This is a genomic window from Furfurilactobacillus entadae (genome assembly GCF_045862745.1).
Classification (GTDB): Bacteria; Bacillota; Bacilli; order Lactobacillales; family Lactobacillaceae; genus Furfurilactobacillus; species Furfurilactobacillus entadae.
This window is the reverse complement of sequence record NZ_BQXN01000001.1, coordinates 150,667-168,428: the sequence shown is the minus strand read 5'-3', so window position 1 is coordinate 168,428 and position 17,762 is coordinate 150,667. Positions and strand designations below refer to the sequence as shown.

The 17,762-nt window shown below is 46.5% G+C and carries 18 protein-coding genes and 1 tRNA gene; 8 read left to right on the top strand and 11 right to left on the bottom strand.

Translation table 11 applies throughout. From position 1 onward, the window contains the following. Nucleotides 1–210: 210 nt before the first annotated feature. From ACKTR5_RS00915 to ACKTR5_RS00900, 4 genes are all read right to left on the bottom strand, one after another. A complete protein-coding gene (locus tag ACKTR5_RS00915) occupies nt 211–1,239 on the bottom strand; it encodes a CAP domain-containing protein (protein ID WP_407878391.1) in 1,029 nt (342 codons plus the stop codon). Between the two features lie 15 nt (nt 1,240–1,254). Continuing rightward, entirely contained in the window at nt 1,255–2,202 is a 948-nt protein-coding gene (locus ACKTR5_RS00910) for a DMT family transporter (protein ID WP_407878389.1), read from the bottom strand. A gap of 143 nt (nt 2,203–2,345) precedes the next feature. Next, nucleotides 2,346–2,546 carry a cold-shock protein gene (locus tag ACKTR5_RS00905; protein ID WP_407878387.1) on the bottom strand — a complete coding sequence of 67 codons (201 nt, stop codon included), beginning with the start codon at nt 2,544–2,546 and terminating at the stop codon, nt 2,346–2,348. Nucleotides 2,547–2,717: 171 nt separating this feature from the next. Then, nucleotides 2,718–2,951, bottom strand: coding sequence for a DUF2187 domain-containing protein (locus ACKTR5_RS00900; protein WP_407878385.1), 234 nt, complete (start codon nt 2,949–2,951; stop codon nt 2,718–2,720). 129 nt (nt 2,952–3,080) lie between these two features. On the opposite strand from ACKTR5_RS00900, the gene ACKTR5_RS00895 reads away from it, so the two are divergent. The 4 genes from ACKTR5_RS00895 to ACKTR5_RS00880 all read left to right on the top strand — a co-directional run bounded on the left by ACKTR5_RS00895 (nt 3,081) and on the right by ACKTR5_RS00880 (nt 5,370). Then, nucleotides 3,081–3,153: transfer RNA gene (locus ACKTR5_RS00895), tRNA-Asn, on the top strand. A 178-nt stretch (nt 3,154–3,331) separates the two neighbouring features. After that, nucleotides 3,332–4,651, top strand: a complete 1,320-nt coding sequence (locus tag ACKTR5_RS00890) for an Ig-like domain-containing protein (RefSeq protein ID WP_407878383.1) — start codon at nt 3,332–3,334, stop codon at nt 4,649–4,651. Between the two features lie 186 nt (nt 4,652–4,837). Continuing rightward, nucleotides 4,838–4,984 carry a hypothetical protein gene (locus ACKTR5_RS00885; protein ID WP_407878381.1) on the top strand — a complete coding sequence of 49 codons (147 nt, stop codon included), beginning with the start codon at nt 4,838–4,840 and terminating at the stop codon, nt 4,982–4,984. Nucleotides 4,985–5,166: 182 nt separating this feature from the next. Beyond that, nucleotides 5,167–5,370, top strand: a complete 204-nt coding sequence (locus tag ACKTR5_RS00880; protein WP_407878379.1) for a DUF378 domain-containing protein — start codon at nt 5,167–5,169, stop codon at nt 5,368–5,370. A gap of 239 nt (nt 5,371–5,609) precedes the next feature. Here ACKTR5_RS00880 and ACKTR5_RS00875 read toward each other — a convergent pair whose 3' ends face one another. From ACKTR5_RS00875 to ACKTR5_RS00855, 5 genes are all read right to left on the bottom strand, one after another. Next, on the bottom strand, nt 5,610–7,028 hold the full coding sequence (locus ACKTR5_RS00875; RefSeq protein ID WP_407878377.1) for an NAD(P)(+) transhydrogenase (Re/Si-specific) subunit beta: 1,419 nt from the start codon (nt 7,026–7,028) through the stop codon (nt 5,610–5,612). Continuing rightward, nucleotides 7,025–7,339: an NAD(P) transhydrogenase subunit alpha gene (locus ACKTR5_RS00870; protein WP_407878375.1), complete on the bottom strand. Its 315-nt coding sequence runs from the start codon at nt 7,337–7,339 to the stop codon at nt 7,025–7,027. The genes ACKTR5_RS00875 and ACKTR5_RS00870 overlap by 4 nt, the downstream gene beginning before the upstream one ends. Nucleotides 7,340–7,341: 2 nt before the next feature. After that, nucleotides 7,342–8,526, bottom strand: a complete 1,185-nt coding sequence (locus ACKTR5_RS00865; RefSeq protein WP_407878374.1) for an NAD(P) transhydrogenase subunit alpha — start codon at nt 8,524–8,526, stop codon at nt 7,342–7,344. Between the two features lie 166 nt (nt 8,527–8,692). After that, on the bottom strand, nt 8,693–10,156 hold the full coding sequence (gene ffh, locus ACKTR5_RS00860; RefSeq protein WP_407878372.1) for a signal recognition particle protein: 1,464 nt from the start codon (nt 10,154–10,156) through the stop codon (nt 8,693–8,695). A 37-nt stretch (nt 10,157–10,193) separates the two neighbouring features. After that, the gene (locus ACKTR5_RS00855; protein WP_407878370.1) at nt 10,194–10,541 is read right to left on the bottom strand and encodes a putative DNA-binding protein; all 348 of its coding nucleotides are present in this window, start codon (nt 10,539–10,541) and stop codon (nt 10,194–10,196) included. Between the two features lie 154 nt (nt 10,542–10,695). Between ACKTR5_RS00855 and ACKTR5_RS00850 the strand changes: the two genes are divergently transcribed. Together ACKTR5_RS00850 and ACKTR5_RS00845 are read left to right on the top strand one after the other, a co-directional pair. After that, on the top strand, nt 10,696–12,201 hold the full coding sequence (locus ACKTR5_RS00850; protein WP_407878368.1) for an amino acid permease: 1,506 nt from the start codon (nt 10,696–10,698) through the stop codon (nt 12,199–12,201). A gap of 386 nt (nt 12,202–12,587) precedes the next feature. Further along, nucleotides 12,588–14,246 carry a hypothetical protein gene (locus tag ACKTR5_RS00845; protein WP_407878367.1) on the top strand — a complete coding sequence of 553 codons (1,659 nt, stop codon included), beginning with the start codon at nt 12,588–12,590 and terminating at the stop codon, nt 14,244–14,246. Nucleotides 14,247–14,398: 152 nt separating this feature from the next. Here the strand turns inward: ACKTR5_RS00845 and ACKTR5_RS00840 are convergent, their stop codons facing one another. Further along, nucleotides 14,399–14,797: a DUF805 domain-containing protein gene (locus ACKTR5_RS00840; RefSeq protein ID WP_407878365.1), complete on the bottom strand. Its 399-nt coding sequence runs from the start codon at nt 14,795–14,797 to the stop codon at nt 14,399–14,401. A 232-nt stretch (nt 14,798–15,029) separates the two neighbouring features. Here ACKTR5_RS00840 and ACKTR5_RS00835 point away from each other — a divergent pair, with 232 nt between their 5' ends. Further along, nucleotides 15,030–15,629: a TMEM175 family protein gene (locus ACKTR5_RS00835; protein ID WP_407878363.1), complete on the top strand. Its 600-nt coding sequence runs from the start codon at nt 15,030–15,032 to the stop codon at nt 15,627–15,629. 47 nt (nt 15,630–15,676) lie between these two features. Beyond that, nucleotides 15,677–16,222, top strand: a complete 546-nt coding sequence (locus ACKTR5_RS00830) for a GNAT family N-acetyltransferase (RefSeq protein ID WP_407878362.1) — start codon at nt 15,677–15,679, stop codon at nt 16,220–16,222. 78 nt (nt 16,223–16,300) lie between these two features. Here ACKTR5_RS00830 and ftsY read toward each other — a convergent pair whose 3' ends face one another. After that, nucleotides 16,301–17,737: a signal recognition particle-docking protein FtsY gene (ftsY, locus tag ACKTR5_RS00825; protein WP_407878360.1), complete on the bottom strand. Its 1,437-nt coding sequence runs from the start codon at nt 17,735–17,737 to the stop codon at nt 16,301–16,303. Between the last annotated feature and the right edge of the window lie 25 nt (nt 17,738–17,762).

Below are 17,762 nucleotides of genomic sequence, written 5' to 3'. Positions count from 1 at the left end.
AACCTTTTTTTCCAGCAAGCAAGCTAATAAAACCGTCTTGCTATATACAGTCTTCTTCAACACCCGCCAGTATGGGCATTGCACTGTTTACCTACTAGGATGTGGTGGATTTGTCGGCAATTTGTAATCTACAATTAGTAAAAATGCCATATAAAAATAATAAAGCGACCACAAATTTATAACAATTAATGGTCGCTTTATTTAGCTAGTTTAATTTGCTAATGAAAAGGCTAAAAATGAGTATTGATAGCCCTTTGGATATTGCGATAAGCCCGTTACCTTAACCTGATAGTGGTGTCCATCAGTGACAGGTCCAGCAGGCCGGTACGTTAGAATGCTAGCAAAATGACCAAAGTGTTGATTCTGATCTAAGTGAACGTTTTTAGCAGTCATCCGCTTGTTTGTTGTTAAATCCGTCACGGTGACTTTGACCGTTCCCGTCGCCTTTTGAGTAACGGTAAAATTGCTCGACCAGTAAACGGGACGGGACGGGACCTTCGTCTTTAATAGCTCACTTGGGAAAACACCCGCCGTCGGATAATTGATCACCTGAGCGCGATTTGGCACAATCGACCGTTGATCATCACTTTGATCTGCAAAATAAATATCACTGTATGCAAACGTTGCCTGCGGTTTATAGGCCACCCCGATCCCCACCGTATGAATGATGGGTGATAGCAGCCAGGCACGGTGCCCCGTGTTATTCCCTTCCACATTAAAGTTATCCCGGACGTAATTGCCCATTGTTGCATCTAGCCGTTCCGGGACGTTCATTTCGCCAATGTTACTGTTCATGGTAACTTGTTGACCAGTTTGCCATTGCGCCTTTGTTACGTAGCCGGGCCGCTTTAACCCCTTTAAGCCATGAGAAAAGCCGTTTGCAGCTGCCATATCTGCCGCCGCGGTTTGCGCCTGAGCGGTTGTGTTTAACCCGTAACGCACCGCTGGCAACGCCGCCAGTGAACGGTAAAAGTTTAGGTAGGCCAACAGTTGGTCTTGATACCGTGATGTCAGTTTCCCCGGTTGTAATTTTGTTTTAAACTGCGGTTTGGTTTGATAACTATTACTCTCGTCGTACGCTTGATGGCTTAACTGACCGTAACGTTGCCGTAATGACTTGATCTGTCGTTGTTCAGACGTTGTTATCTGATCAGCATGGACCGTTTTGGGGGCCATTCCTAATCCCAGCCCGATCAATACCAAAAGAACTAACGACCACCGTTTAGACATTCGTTGCATCGGTTTACCTCCCCTTTATTGGGCATCCACGTCATCAGCATGAGTTTCGGGCTGTTGGCGATTTTCTGCCGGCTTTGCCCATGACAGGATAAAGACGGTACTTAAAATCAACGCACCACCAAACAATTCCCAACCATTGAACGTGACGTTTAAAAATAGCACGGCCAGGATGGTTGCTGATAATGGTTCAAAGGCGTCTAACAGCCCCGCCACCGTTGGTGAAATCAAATTAAGACTTCCAATAAAACTAATGTATGCCAGCGCCGTCCCAAATAAAACAATAAAGGCAACGCCCGCCCAGTTCCAAAAACTTAACGTTGGCACATCGTGCCATGCTGGGTGAATGACGGTAAACGTCAGCCCACCGAAAAGCATCGACCAACCAACCACCGTTAACGTATCGTAACGCCGCAGTAAACTCGCTGGCAGTAACGTGTTCAGCGCACCACTCAAGCCAAGGAGAAGCCCCCACATCAACGCAACTGGCGAAATTGCTAAATGAAACAAATCGCCCTTCGTCACGAGCAACCAGGTTCCCAATAATGCAAGTGTCACCGCTAAAATGTCGGCTGGCCGTGGATAATCGTGATGATAAAAGATCCCCCATAGTACGATCATCACGGTCCCCAACGTTTGCATAATGGTTGCCGTTGGCGCACTAGAGGCCCGCACCGTTAAGAAGTAAACGTATTGAACGGCCGCCATTCCAATTAATGAAAAGACGATCATCATGAGCGCATCGCTGCGCTTCCGCCAAACGTTTAAAACGCGTGATCTCTGGCGTGCCGTGACCATTGCCAAAATAAGAATTCCAGAAATCGTCATTTTCAATCCGGTCAACCACTCCGGCGACACGCCAGCGTGCTGAAATAAGTCTTGGGAAATGGGTCCAGATATTCCCCATAGTAATGCGCCTAAACTTGCTAATGTGACGCCCCATGTTTGCCGACGCTGTTCATTCATGGTTATGACAAACCTCCCTAGTATCGTTTAACTCACATAGTATACCAACAAACGGTTACCTTAGACCAATCATTAGCGAATTTCATTTTTAGAATAAAAAAAGACCATTCGCAATTAGCGAATGGTCTTTAAAGGCTAATAAATTAGTCCTTAACAACGTTAGTAGCTTGTGGGCCACGGTCGCTGTCTTCAACATCAAAAGTAACGTGTTGGCCTTCGTCCAAAGTCTTGAAGCCGTCACCTTGGATAGCTGAGAAGTGAACGAATACATCGTCACCATTTTCGCGAGTTACGAAACCGTAACCCTTGTCAGCGTTAAACCATTTAACAGTACCTTGTTCCATATGAATGAAACCTCCATACGCAATTGCGCAAATTAATTTTGCATCTAAAGCTGGCCAGAAAGGTTGTCATTCATACGAACTAGTACACTTACTACCGAACCATCAATACAATGACTATACTTTAACGCTATTTACCGACAAGAGCAAGCATCAATTACGATTTACCGAAATTCACTGGTTAATTGGCGCCACCAATCGCTTCGCAACCGCGATTCGATGGTGTAACTCAATTAACGTTTGCTGGGCACTTTTAGGAAAATCAGTCGCCAGTAACGTTAAGAGCACCGCATGCTCGTCCACCTTCAAAATTGTGCCCAAAAAGTTTTCAGGCAACCCTGTGAAATGTTGACACGTCACCCGATCGCCAATTGCAAACTGCATTTTGGTAGGTTCTTCATCAGTCATTTTATCTTGCTTCCCTTCATTACTTCATCATATCAGTCCTTTAGGAAATGCGTTACTAAAACCCCTTTACTTCGTTTTATGATTTTAATTGACACCGCCCGAAGAATACGCGACAATAAGGCTTGTTATTCCGGCATAGCTCAGTTGGTAGAGCACCTGACTGTTAATCAGGTTGTCGACGGTTCGAGCCCGCCTGCCGGAGTTAAATGATCGAAATAGTCCATCACCAGTCCTCCTGGTGATGGACTATTTTTGTTTGAACCATTATAAATTTCGCAGTTATAAATAATTTCTAAATAAATCGTTTCCTTTGGGGTGTTGTATATTAGAGGCGGTTATTATTTTGTAATTATTTAAATTATGATTGGAGGAATTTATTCATGAAGAAAAACCATTTTCCTTGGTGGCTTCTTGCTTTGCTTGCCTTTATTGTCACCGGCGCGTTAAGTGTCGCCGAAACAAAGGCTGCCACTTTTGGTAATGAATTCATAACAAACGCTCAAATTACCAACGGTCCAGATTTTAGTTACGCAAGTAGTGTCAAAGTTCAGTATGACTGGGCAGCACCTGCTGGGACTAAGGTCGAGGCTGGTGATCAGATGGTCATCCAGCTACCTAACGAACTCTCTGTTTCTAAACCCAGCCAAATTCTGCTAACCGCTGATGACGGCACCGAATTAGGAACCGTCAACATTAACGCTGATGGCTCAGTAGTAGTGACCTTTAACGAAACGGCAGCGAGCCTCGACAACCTTCACGGAACCATTAACTTCACCACGAAGTTAAATTCTGCCGTCGTTAATCCCGGCGAATCAAAGGTTCCGTTTGAAACAAGTGAAGGGCAACAGACAAGTCCAATCAACGTGGCTGTTTCTGGCAAAAACCTCTCGAAAAAAGGCTCTTTAACGCTGGATGAAAACAGCGACCCCATCATCAAGTGGACGATCCTTGTAAATCGTAATGAGCTCCCCCTCACCAACATTCACGTCACGGACACGCTTGTTGATGAAAACCAAATTTTGAATCCGAATAGTATTACCGTTTCCTCCGGCTACTGGGTTGATCCTGTTACCATGGCAACTTATAAACGTGATAACCAATTAAAAGAAGGCACCGATTACCATGTAGATAGTACAAGTGCCAATGGTTTTGACTTAACCATTCCAGGTGGCAAAGAACAAATGTACGTCATTGACTACACCACCTCGTTTGTTGATCCAGCCATCGCTTCTGACGGCGAAACAGTCTTTAAAAATAAGGCTGCCATGACTTGGGGAACCAGTGGTAACGGTTCCGGCTCAGAATCAACGACCGCTAGCGTTCCACAAACAAACGGAAGTGCAAGCGGCAGTGGTAACAGTAGCTCAAGCTCATCTTCGAGTTCATCAAGCTCAAGCAGCAGTTCTAGCTCATCCTCGAGTTCAAGTAAAAGCTCTAACTCATCGTCAAGCTCAAACGTCGGTTCAAGTTCCGACAAAAACAAACCAGGGATCACAATTCCTGGTACGAACCAAGATCAGTCTTCAGCCGACGTTTCGACAAGTAGCACAACTTCTTCTGCAAGCCAACCAAAGCAATCAGAAAAAAAGTCTGCGCTGCCAGACACAGCGACACCTGAAAAGATCGGTCTTACGTTAATGGTTGGCGGTTGTTTCGCGTTAGGAGCCCTTCTAATTATCCGGCTTCGGCGGACCCGTTAGTCGTTATTAATAATCACTAAAAAATAACCACCACCAGTTCATTCAATTAACTGGTGGTGGTTATTTTTGCTTTTAAAAACTTTTTCTACTTAATAATGTTCGAGGAAGAATAATGTAATTCCTTCATGGCCAATGTTAGACTACGGGTAAATTATTAGTTCAATCTAGCGATAAGGAGCCCTTGCCATGTTTCTTTTATTAATTTTAATTGCAATAACACTCATGGGAATTAGTGTTAGCGTTGCTTTAAAGGGGCAGCAGTTAATCGCAGTTAGTCTGTTAGTGGCAAGCCTTGTTACCGCGATTGGTTCAATCATCTTAACACTAGGTTAGCCTTCAAGGGCCTTATCAGTAACCAAACGGTGCTGATAGGGCCTTTTTAAAAGTAACCAATTAAATAATGCCTTTTTCCAAAAGCACCTATTTTGAATTTTACGCCCGGTTATAATATATTTCCCTTATGAAATGCATAAGCATTTTTGTAACTCGAGTTTTCACCAATAAGGGAGGCTTTTATGAAAGCTTTAGATATTACGGCATTAATTCTTCTGATCATCGGTGGCCTAAACTGGTTACTAGTGGGTGCGTTCAGTTTTGATTTAGTCGCAACAATTTTTGGTGGGCAAGGTGCCATTCTTTCCAGAATTATTTATATCCTTGTTGGCATTAGCGCAATTTATTGCCTCCGATTCTTTTCAGTCGTTGGGAAACCAAAATAAATCTGCTCATATTGGCCACATTCGTGTGGCCTTTTTATTTAGCGTTCGCAAACTCACCTGCTCATTTACCATCAACCATTTAAGCAACGGCAAAAAAAGCCATCCAAAAAATGGATGACTTTAATAAAAATCACGATTCAAATGTGTCTACTGTTAACCAAACCGTTAACCATTCTGATGATGAGCTCTCCGAAAAGGATTCACGCAAAGGAAATTAATTGTCCATAAACCTCGTCACATCACTGGCTAATGTACTCCTTGGTTGAAGCGACAATGTCCTGTAACCCTTTCTTTGCATCAGAGAAGAACATCTGCGTATTATCTAACGCAAATAATGGGTTCTGGACCCCGGCATAACCGGTACTCATCGACCGTTTAATGACAACAACAGACTTCGATTTATCAACGTCCAGAATTGGCATCCCGGAAATCGCGTTTCCCTTTTCACGTGCCAGTGGGTTCGTGACATCATTAGCCCCGATCACGAGGGAAACATCCGTATTTTCAAACATTGAATTAGCTTCTTCAAGCTGTTTCATCTGGTTATACGGAACATTGACATCTGCCAGCAACACGTTCATGTGCCCTGGCATCCGCCCAGCGACTGGGTGAATCGCGTAGTTCACGTTGATCCCGTTGTCCGTCAAGAGCTTTGCCAACTCAGCCACTTCATGTTGTGCCTGCGCAGCAGCCAGCCCATAGCCCGGCACGATCATCACGTTGTTTGCGTAAGCCAATTGCAAACCAATATCATCAGCACTCGTTTCCTTAACGTTAACAGGTGTTTCATCAGCGGCGCTACTGCCATTGCTGTCGCCAGTCCCAAAACCACCGGCCAAAATGTTGGCCACAGACCGGTTCATGGCATCAGCCATTTGCAACGTTAAAATGGTCCCTGCCGCCCCAACTAAGGCACCGGCAATAATCAAGACCTGATTATCAATGACAAACCCGGCAAAGGCCACGGCTAACCCAGTAAATGCATTTAACAGGGATACAACAACCGGCATGTCGGCCCCACCAATTGGTAAGGTCATCAAAAGTCCAAAAATAAGACTCGCAACGAGTCCTAACACAACGTACCACGCGTTTGTGGGCATGCCAACCATTAACCATGCGGCCACTAACATCGCGATAATAACAAGTGCATTAACGATCCGGGCCCCTGGAAATGTGATGGGTTTTCCCGGTACATGTCCGGATAACTTCCCGGTTGCAATCAGCGACCCTGAGAAGGTAATCCCACCAATGATCACATCGAGTAACACTGGGATAGAAAATGCTACTGCCAGATGAGCCCCGTTTGCTTTAACGGTGTAATCAAAAATTCCGATAACGGCCGCCGCACCACCACCAACGGCATTAAACAAACTAACTAACTGTGGCACATCCGTCATTGGAACCTTTCGTGCCCGACTGACCCCATACCAAACACCAAGAACCAGGCCTGAGATCAGCACAAGCCAGCCGATTCCAGTAATTTTGCCATCAACCAATAGGGTTACAATGACCATAATCACCGCTAAAAACATCCCAATCGCCGATAAGCCATTCCCACGGCGGGCTGACTTTGGTGACCGCATCATGTGCACCCCGATGACATAACAAACAGCAGAGACTAAATAGACCAACGAGGAGGCTGTCATTAATCCACTCATTTTTGATCATCCTCCTTTGAATTCGACTTCTTTGGTCGGTTAAACATCCCTAACATCCGATCCGTTACGGTGTAACCACCGGCCACATTGATGGCTGCGAAAAAGGCACCGAGAAAGGCTAAAACATAAAAGACCCAGCTATTTGCCTCCGCAGCAATGACAAACGCACCAACCACAACAACCCCGTGAATCGCGTTTGCACCGGACATCATTGGTGTTTGTAACGTTGACGGAATTTTGCTCATAACTTCAAAGCCCACAAGCAGGCTTAAAACAAAAATGGCTAAATTCGAATATAATTCTTGACTCATCTTCACTCACCGTCCTTAGCTGGTTCACCGGCTGGTGTTTTCGGTTGTCGGTCAGGCATCTTCATGGCGGCCCGCAAGCGATGACTGATAATTTCACCGTCTTTTGTTGCAATCAGTTCGCCCAAAACGTCATCATCAATGTCAAACGTTAACGTGTCGTCTGCGGTGATGTAACTCACAACAGCCTGCACGTTTTTAGCAAACATATCAGAAGCAGCGGCCGGTAGTTGACTCGCCATGTCACCGGCCCCGATGATCTGGGCTCCTGCAGGCGTTGTTACTGTCGTTGCAGGCTTCGAACCGGCAACATTTCCACCAAGGTCGCTTGCCGCAAGGTCAATAAAAATGGTTCCGGGTGTTGCTGCGTCAACCGACTTCTGAGTGACAAGAACTGGCGGCTTACGCCCAGGAACCTGCGCCGTTGTTATGACCACATTGTTTTCGGCAATAAACCCGGCGAGTTCATCCTGTTGCTGTTGTGTTTCTTCCGGCGTCAGCTCCCGGGCGTAACCACCCTCGCCAGCGCCTGAAACAGAGGTCGTTAAAAAGGTGGCCCCCAGTGATTCCACTTCACCGCGAGACGCTGGCCGAACATCATAGCCAGACACCACGGCCCCTAACCGCTTCGCTGTCCCAATTGCTTGAAGACCAGCAACCCCAGTTCCTAATACCAAGACCTTGGCAGGCTTGGCCGTTCCGGCGGCAGTGATCATCATTGGAAAGTACCGCGAGAACCGATCCGCTGCAAGCAAAGCAGCCTTATAACCAGCGACACTGGCTTGGGAACTCAAGACATCCATTGTTTGGGCCCGTGAGACGGTCCGTGGTAACAATTCAAACGCTAATGCCGTTACACCACGGTCTGCCAACGACTGAATACCGTCCGGGTCCGTCAATGGTGCTAATAATCCAATCAACGTCTGGCCCGCGGTCAACTGCGCCACGGTGGCCTGATCTGGCTGATTGACAACTGCAATCACATCGGCCTGTGAGAGCGCCTGCTCGCGGCTGACAATGTTTGCCCCGGCCTCTGTGTACGCGCTGTCGGGGTAAAAGGCCTGAACACCGGCCCCTTGTTCAATTAATACTTCATAGTGCGCCTTAATCAAACGACTAACGACACCCGGCGTTAACGCAACCCGGTGCTCGTCAGCAGTCTCTTTTAGCGTTGAAACTACGATAGCCATGTAACATCCCTCCAATTTGAAAGTGTTTTCACAGCTTAAGCATAGCGCTTTCATAAGTTTGAAACAATGACTAACCCTATTTATCTTTAACGCTCCGTCCATTGTCTGTCAGAGCACAAAAAAAGAACTCATCTTAACAATGAGTTCTTGTGATCCACGCACTTGTTTAACGGCTCCGTTTGTTCTTCTTCAACCGTTTTTTCTTGTTCTTCTTCGTTTGACGAACCATTCGATTCATCGCCATCTTGCCAAGACGGCCAGACATACCAGAACCACCGCCAAGCATGTTCCCAAGACCGCCCGGAACCATCTGATCAAGTGCCCCCATGTTCCCATTGGACATTTGCTTCATCATTTTTTTCATCTGATCAAACTGTTTGATCATCCGGTTAACTTCCTGAATTGGCCGTCCGGAACCTGCGGCAATCCGCCGCCGCCGACTTGGTGTCAGCACGTCAGGATGTTCACGCTCCTGCGGCGTCATCGAATAAATCGTGGCCCGCATGTGCGCCATGTCCTTTGGATCGATCTGGGCGTTGGCCAAGGCAGGATTGTTGGCTAGGCCAGGAATCATCTTCATGATGCTTTCCATACCACCCATGTTGTTCATCTGGTCCATCTGATCCAGGAAATCGTTAAAATCAAACGAGTTCTCCCGCATCTTTTCTTCCAGTTGCGCGGCCGTTTTCTCATCAGAAACTTGCTGAGCCTTTTCAATCAGGGTCAGCATGTCCCCCATTCCAAGAATCCGTGAGGCCATCCGGTCCGGGTGGAAGGTGTCCAAGTCGGACATCTTTTCCCCTTCACCGACAAACTTGATTGGTTTCCCGGTCACGGCCCGGATTGATAAGGCTGCCCCACCACGGGTATCACCATCGAGCTTTGTCAAAACAACCCCGGTAACATCCAGCTTATCGTTGAACCCAGTGGCTGTGTTCACGGCATTTTGCCCGGTCATGGCATCCACAACCAGTAAAATTTCGTCCGGTTTCGCTAACGCCTTGATGTTAGCCAGTTCGTCCATTAACTGTTCATCGATCTGTAACCGTCCGGCGGTATCGATGATGACATAATCGTTCTTGTTCTCATCAGCTTGCGCTAACCCTTGGCGAACAATCTCCACGGGATCAACATCGGTTCCCAACTGGAAGACCGGCACGTCAATGTCATGGGCAACTTGTTGCAGTTGCTCAATGGCTGCGGGCCGGTAGACGTCGGCCGCAATGAACAGTGGCCGGGCATTTTGTTCTGTTTTCAGCTTGTTCGCGAGCTTCCCGGCCGTGGTGGTTTTCCCGGCCCCTTGAAGCCCGACCATCATGATAATGGTTGGAATTTTTGGCGACTTGTTTAACGCCGTCGCATCCGACCCCATCGTCTTGGTCAGTTCTTCATCAACGATTTTAACGATCTGTTGTGCCGGGTTTAACCCGTCTAGCACGTCGGAACCAGTGGCCCGGTCCCGCACCGTTTTAACAAACGTTTTCACCACGTCAAAGTTAACATCGGCTTCTAATAATGCTAACCGGATTTCCCGCATCGTTTCACGGAGATCGGCGTCTGTCACCTTTCCCTTACCGCGCAGGTGTTTCATTGCATTTTGTAATCGTTCTGTAAGCCCTTCAAAGGCCATGCGTCATTCCTCCAATAAACTAACTTATTAATTGCTTTTATTCAGCTTCACTGTCCGTTAATTCAAGGTGCTCCACTAATTGTGCTAACAGCTTATCTGTCGGATAGTGGGTGCTAACGTACACGGCGATGGCATCAGCATCCTGATTTCGTTTTAAAAAATCGGCATACAGATGAAGCTTTGTTTCATAGCCTTCCAATATCTTCTCAGTCCGTTTGATGTTATCGTAAACGGCCTGGCGACTCACCGAAAAGTTCTCTGCAATTTCGCCCAGTGAATAGTCATCACCATAGTATTGTTCAATGTATGATTTCTGTTTATCTGTTAACAACGGCTCATAAAACTCAAAGAGTGAGTTGATCCGATCGTTCTTTGCAATTTCCATGTAATCATCCTTATCATAACCGATACCTTGGTATTTTAACATTTTGCTTGCGGCTTGAACACTAAGAAAAACCGATTGCAATGGATAAGGTAGCCCTTTTTAACCAATCGTGATACGTTAGAAGTACACATCAAACAAATTCGAGGTATGCCTCATGAAATCACAACCGACGCTTAGTGCCTTTGGCTTTTTTACGCTCACTGCTGCCATGCTCATGTCAGCCGATGAGTATCCCGCATTTGCACAGTCTGGCCTGTTAGCAACCTTTTTCCTGGTGGCTGCTGGACTTCTTTGGTTCCTGCCTGTTGCCCTTGTCGCTGCTCAAATGGCCACCGTCCCCGGTTGGCACGATGGTGGTGTCTATACCTGGGTCAAGGGTGGGCTTGGTCAGCGGGCTGGGTTCATTGCCATTTTCTTTCAATGGCTTCAGATCACCGTTAATTTTATTACGATGATTTATTTTGTCATTGGGGTTTTAGCCTATGCCGTCGGGATTCCCAGTTTAAACACAAACCCTTGGCTTAAATTTGCATTATTTATCTTCATTTATTGGGTCATGACCGCGGGCCAGCTTCGGGGCATCAACGGAACGGACCGCATCGTCAAATGGACGTTTATGCTTGGAATCGTGCTACCGGCGTTCATTTTGTTAGGACTTGGGATCGCCTACCTCCTTCAAGGGCATCCACTTCAATTTACAACTAGTATCAGCAGTAACGTCACCACGCTCAGCCACAGTGTCTCATTAACAACCATTGTGCCGTACATTCTTGCCTTTACCGGCATTGAAGCCTCGGCTTCCTACATCATGGACCTCAAGCGACCGGCCCGAAACTATCCATTGATCATGCTTGTGTTGGTCGTGTTTGCCATTGTGCTTGACTCATTTGGTGGCCTTTCCGTTGCCGCCGTTGTCCCTGCACGTGAATTATCCTTGAACCAGGGGGTAATTCAGGCCATTGCCAAAATGATCAACATTATTACAAGCCAACCACTAAGCCTTGTCGTAAAGGGGCTCGGCCTCTTAATGGCCGTCGGAATGCTGGGTGAAATCAGCTCATGGATCGTTGGTCCCGTTAAATCACTGCTTGTCACTGCGGAAGATAACATCCTCTCGCCGTGGTTTAGTACCGTCAACAAAGATCAGGTCCCCGTTCGCCTTGTCATCCTTCAGGGAGCTCTAGTAACCCTCATTGGTCTCGTCCTGACCGTTGGGTTTGGCGGAAATAACGCCGCCTTTTCAATGGCGATGTCGTTAACGGTTATGCTGTACTTAGTGATGTACATTCTGATGTTTACAGCCTTTTTGCGGCTCTCGTTAAAACGTCAGTTTACAACGGCGACGTTTAAGGTGCCCGGTGGCTTTGGCAGCGAACTTGTTATTGGCGGCCTTGGATTGATCAGTTCACTACTGGTCTTTGGATCAACTTTTCTACCCACTAGTAGCACAACCATTACCAAACCCGTGTACGCGGCCATGATGGGTGGGTTCTTTCTTATTGTCCTCGCTGCAACACTATTTATTTACAGTCGTCGGCAAACGGGTCACGTCACCCGTTCTTGGCACGTTCGCCATTTACGCCATGACGAAGTCCCTAAGTTTACCCAAATTCAAGGACGTGGTGAACATACGATTGAACCAAATGAACCTAAACAATAACGAAGTCACGGGAATTACCGCGAAAGCAAAAATTGCTTTCGCGGCTTTTTTGTCGCTTAAAACCGTCACAAGCTTAAAAACAGCAGACATAATCACATCACGAATCGTAAACATTTCCGCCCATCGATCATCGTTATTGTTTAGATTTATTTTATCAAAGAATCAAGATTAAATTATTATAAAATCGTTTATATTTTATTGGATTAACATTTTTCCTTGTTGCAAAGGCATTTTGGTAAAATTAAAAAAATCACTCAGGTAGATTGATTGCTTGAACCACCATCAACATTATTTTATAATCACAGAGGATTTAACTTACAAGCAAAACTCATTTAGCCAAATATTTCAAAAAAAGCGATTAGCTTTAAATTTAAGGAGATTTTCGAATGACGTCTACGGACCACTCCCGGTGGCGCTCCATTATTTTAACCACCGGCCTCATTTTCTTAAGCACAATTATTTTAACGCTTCCCGCTTTTCTACACGTTCCCTTCAAGCTTTCGTGGGATGGGTCAATTCACCTAAGTCGAATCGAGTCAATTAGCCAAGCCTTTCATCATGGTCAGCTCCCGCCACTTGTTTCTTTCATTGGGCTTGATCAGGCCTTAACCGCGGTCTCTGGCATGTACCCCTGGCTAACGCTCCTTTTATTTGCCGTTCCAAGATTTTTTATCGCAAATCCCGTTCACGCATGGGTTGCAGGGCTCTTCTTACTTAATTTTTTAACTGGGATCACTGCTTACTGCCTTGCCCGTTCACTGACAACCAACCGGATTTATCGCTGGGCTGGGATGAGCGTTTACCTCTTTAACGGCTATCATCTCATTCTCCTTTATGCCCGGAGCTCCTTAGGTGAAGCGCTGGCTTACGCTTTTTTCCCAATTGTCCTCCTTGGTTGTTGGACCATTTGGCAACATAATCGTCGTGGCTGGCTTTGGTTAGCGCTCGGCATGGGTGCAATCGCTAACAGTCACGTCTTATCACTTTTTGCCACAGTCTTACTCGTTGCACTAGCAGAAATCTGGCGGCTTTTTCACCGCCAAGTTCACCTGGCCGAAGTTTGCCAGTTCGGTCTTGCTGCTGTGCTGTCAGGACTAAGTGCATCGCTTGCCTTAGCCAACATCGTTACGTTATCACTTCAAAATAAGATCCTCCCGCCCTCTAGCTACACCGTAGCCGCTCTTCCAACAACGGTCTTTAACAGTCTTATTAATAACTCAATATACGAAAACGCATACGCGTGGAGTCTCGGCCTCATCTGCACGATTGCCCTCATTTGGTTAGTCTATCGGGCCCTTACAACTAAAACCGGCACTTCCTTACGGTGGCCTAAATGGAGTTTAGCGACTGGGGGTGTTGTTGTTTTAACGTTCAGTTGGTGGCCGTGGTTTCTCCTTCGTCACACCATCTTTGCTCAGTTCCAATTTGTGGGCCGGGCGTTAGGTTTAGCGGCACTTTTATTGACCGTTGCCTTATTGACCTACTGGATTGAAAATAAAACGCCCGTTAAGCCCATTTTAATTTTTACTTCTATTCTGATGATTCTCGCAGTTGTCTCAGTTTTTCAATATGAAAGGGATTATTCAAATCCTAGTAACCTTGATGCGGGTAAAACACCCTTTACGGTTAATGCCTACTCAGAAATCATTAACCATAAAAATGCAAATGCGTCAGACTACAAACCAGCAGTCATTCATCATGGTACTAAAAAATCGGCATTGAAGTGTTCTAAGGGCGTAACCATTCGCCATTACCACAGTTCCTTCAATCAGATTACCTATCAAATCACTTCTAACCGGTCTCAAAACACGAACCTTATGATTGCAAAGTACCGTGGTGTTCCGTATGACATTACCGTTAACGGCCACGCTCAACGAAGCCAAGAGCCGCACAATATGAAGCTGGCGCTTAAAAAAGGCAATAATCAGGTTACCATTTCTTCTCACGCACCCCGTTCACAAACGCTTTTCTTTGCCCTTAGCTGCGGTGCGATCTTCTTGAATCTCCTTGGATTAGCCGTCGCATTTCTACGGAAACAGCTGTAAGTAATTGTTTGACTTAGATTCATCCAATGCACATACCCAGCAATAAAAAATTGGCAGTTAGTTGATGCCCCCCGATTAGGGACCAACTAACTGCCAATTTACGTTAGTACATTATGCCACTAAATGGCTCATTAACAATTCACAGCGGTTGACTAATGTTTCGTTGTCTCTACTGGCGTGTACACCCCGGCACCCGTTGGGAAGCAATGCAAAATCACCAACGGAATCCACCCGATGTATGGGACCAACATGATAAAAATCAGTGCCCAGTGAAAGCCCGCATCCCGTAAGCGACGAACAGACAACGCGAGTGCTGGCACCAGTGCTGCGGCGCTATACAAAAATAACAGGACAAGTGCAATCCCCGTTACCGTTAATTCAGGCGTTGAGTAATGACCATCGTTTGATAAAAATGCCATCCAGACCACGGTCCCCATCAACACCACTTCAATCACCGCATTAATTAAATAAACAAACCAATATTGGGGTCGATTACTAACGCCAACAAAATCCGCATAATGCGACCAAAATTCCTTATATGCTTGCCACATAGGTCATCATCCTTTCATAACTAGGTTGTCTCCCATTATTTCACCCACAACTAATTTCGTCAATAAAGTAAATGTTTCCCATCAGCAATAATTTGGTTGAACGATTGTTTCCATAACGATTCACAGCACATAAATTCATCACTTCCGGACTGTCTTTTTTGCGTGTTTTCAGCTATCATATTGTGTACTTGCTAGTTTTTAAAACTTGTTCGAGGAGGCTATCTTAACCCACATGAATAAAAGTCGTGTCGAGGCATTTACAGACGCCGTACTTGCCGTGATTCTAACCATCATGTTGCTAGAATTTAAAACACCATCGTCACTCAAATTTAGCGCCATCTACCACGAATTACCGCACCTAATTGTTTATGCGGTCGGCTACCTCATGATTGGGGTCGCCTGGTATAACCATCATTATATGTTTGGCAAAACCAAGCGAATTACCAAACGGATCTACTGGTCAAACAACTTTTGGCTCTTTACAACCTCATTTATTCCCGTTGCAACGGCGTGGGTCGGTGAAGGAATCAACGCCCGCGGACCAGAATTATTTTACAGTTTGGTGTACTTCCTGTGGTTTAGTTCGTACATTGTTTTAAGTCACACCATCGTCAATGAAAATGACAAATACGGCTATCACAAAGCTGCGACGGACATTCGCGCGACAAACGTCTACCGCCGGGCAACCAAGTGGCAGACATTTTTTATTGTCATTGGTGCCATGGTCCTGGCCCTCATTTTTTGCCCAGCAATGCAATTACTCATTATCGCCATTCAAATCGGCATGAATGGGTATGATACCCCAAAAGATGGCGACCGTTTTATTGAATAGCACGGCTTTGATCGTGTGTAACCTTACATGAATTAGGAGATTGCTTTATGAAATTTCATCGCGCAACACTTGAAGAATTTGACACCGTTATGGCCATTTTAAGTGACGGCCGTAACCAGCTTGCTGAATCAGGAATTGACCAATGGCAGGGTGAATATCCGGCTCCTGAACACATCCGACAAGACATCGACCACGGCTATGCCTACCTCTTATCCTCTGACGACGAAGAAACCATCGGCACCGTCACTGTGATGCCAGCTCCCGACGATTCATACGCTAATTTGCAGGGTAACTGGTTGAAAGAAACCACCGCCTACCTGACCATTCACCGGGTTGCCATTCATTCTGATCACGCCGGCAAGGGCTACGCATCCACCATGTTTGAAGGCTTGATTGCCCACGTTGAGGCAGAGTATCCGCACATCGAAAGCTTGCGGATCGATACGCATCAGGATAATAAACCGATGCAACATTTATTAAGTAAGATGGGTTTCACTAAAGTCGGTGAAATTCATGGTGTGTATCGCGTCAACGAAACCAGTTATGTTTATGAACAACTGGTCACACGGCCCCAGTTGAGCACCACTGTTTAACCTATCTCACCAAACAAAAATGACTGGCTTCCCACAATCATGGAAAGCCAGTCATTTTTGTTTGCCTAAATTTTTACGTTATTCCTTAATCAGGCCCTTAAATAAGCCGTAAACAAATTCATTTGGATCAAACGGTCGTAGATCCGCAACCTGTTCACCCAACCCAACAAACTTCACGGGAAGGTGCATTTCGTTACGAATGGCAAGCACGATGCCCCCCTTAGCGGTTCCATCGAGCTTCGTCAACACGATTCCAGTTACGTCCGTCGCTTCACCAAACGTCTTTGCCTGATTGAGCGCATTTTGACCCGTTGTGGCGTCAAGAACCAGCAACACTTCATGCGGTGCGTCTGGAATTTCACGCGCCAACACCCGCTTCATTTTTGCCAGTTCGTTCATTAAGTTGACCTTGTTCTGAAGCCGCCCAGCGGTATCAACCATCAAGATGTCGACGTTTTCTGCCTTGGCCCGTTGCACTGCGTCATATACGACAGCAGCAGGATCACTCTTTTCAGGCAGGGCCACCACTGGAACCCCGTCACGTTTGCCCCACACCTGGAGCTGTTCAATGGCACCAGCTCTAAACGTATCAGCCGCGGCAAGCAAAACAGATTTACCTTGTTGTTTATACATGTTGGCCATTTTACCAACGGTCGTGGTCTTCCCCACACCGTTGACCCCAACGAAGAAGATCACCGTCGGGCCACTGGCTGCCATGTGCATCGAATTATCTTCCCCGTTACCCTCTTGATCATACAGGTTAACAAGTTTTTCAACGATGACGTTTTCAACGTCTTGCTGTTTCTTCGCATGTTGGAGTTTAACTTCGTCGCGGAGTTCATCCGTGATCGTGACGGCCGTATTAAAGCCAACGTCAGCGCCAATCAACGTTTCCTCTAAATCATCAAAGAAGTCTTCATCCACGTGGCGGAAGTTGGCCAAAAAGGCGTTTAACCGGTCACCAAACGTTTGGCGTGACTTTTCTAATCCCTTATCATACAGCTCACTATCGCTCTTTTGTGCCGGTTCAGGCGTGGCAGTTTCGTCTGCCGCTTCGTCATTGTCCACTTCCGTCGACGTTGGGGCTGCTTCACTCGTTGGTTCGGCACTCACCGCGGCGTCAGAAGTCGGTGCTGGTGCCGCGGACGTTGCACTACTCGTGGCCGCCTGGCTTACCTGCGATGGACTTGCCTCCGTTGCACCCGCGGACATGACAACATCATCCATTGCCGCCTGGCTCTCCGTGACCCCTTCGCTCGCACTCGTTGCGGCCGAGGCCGGTTCACTCACTAGTTCTTCAGCTGCTGATTGTTCAACAACCGGTGTCGCTGACGTCGCTATGGTTTCACTGTGCGGTTCTTCAGTGACTTCACTGACGCTACTGGTAACGGAAGCTGACTCACTGACCACACTTGTCGCTGATTCTGCTTCACTGGCAGCTTGTGAGGATTCAGCCGCGCTCGTTGCTGCTTTTTCCGCAGCGTTACGCCGCCGGAAAATATCAAATAATCCCATTATGCTTCACCCACTTTGTTTTCTT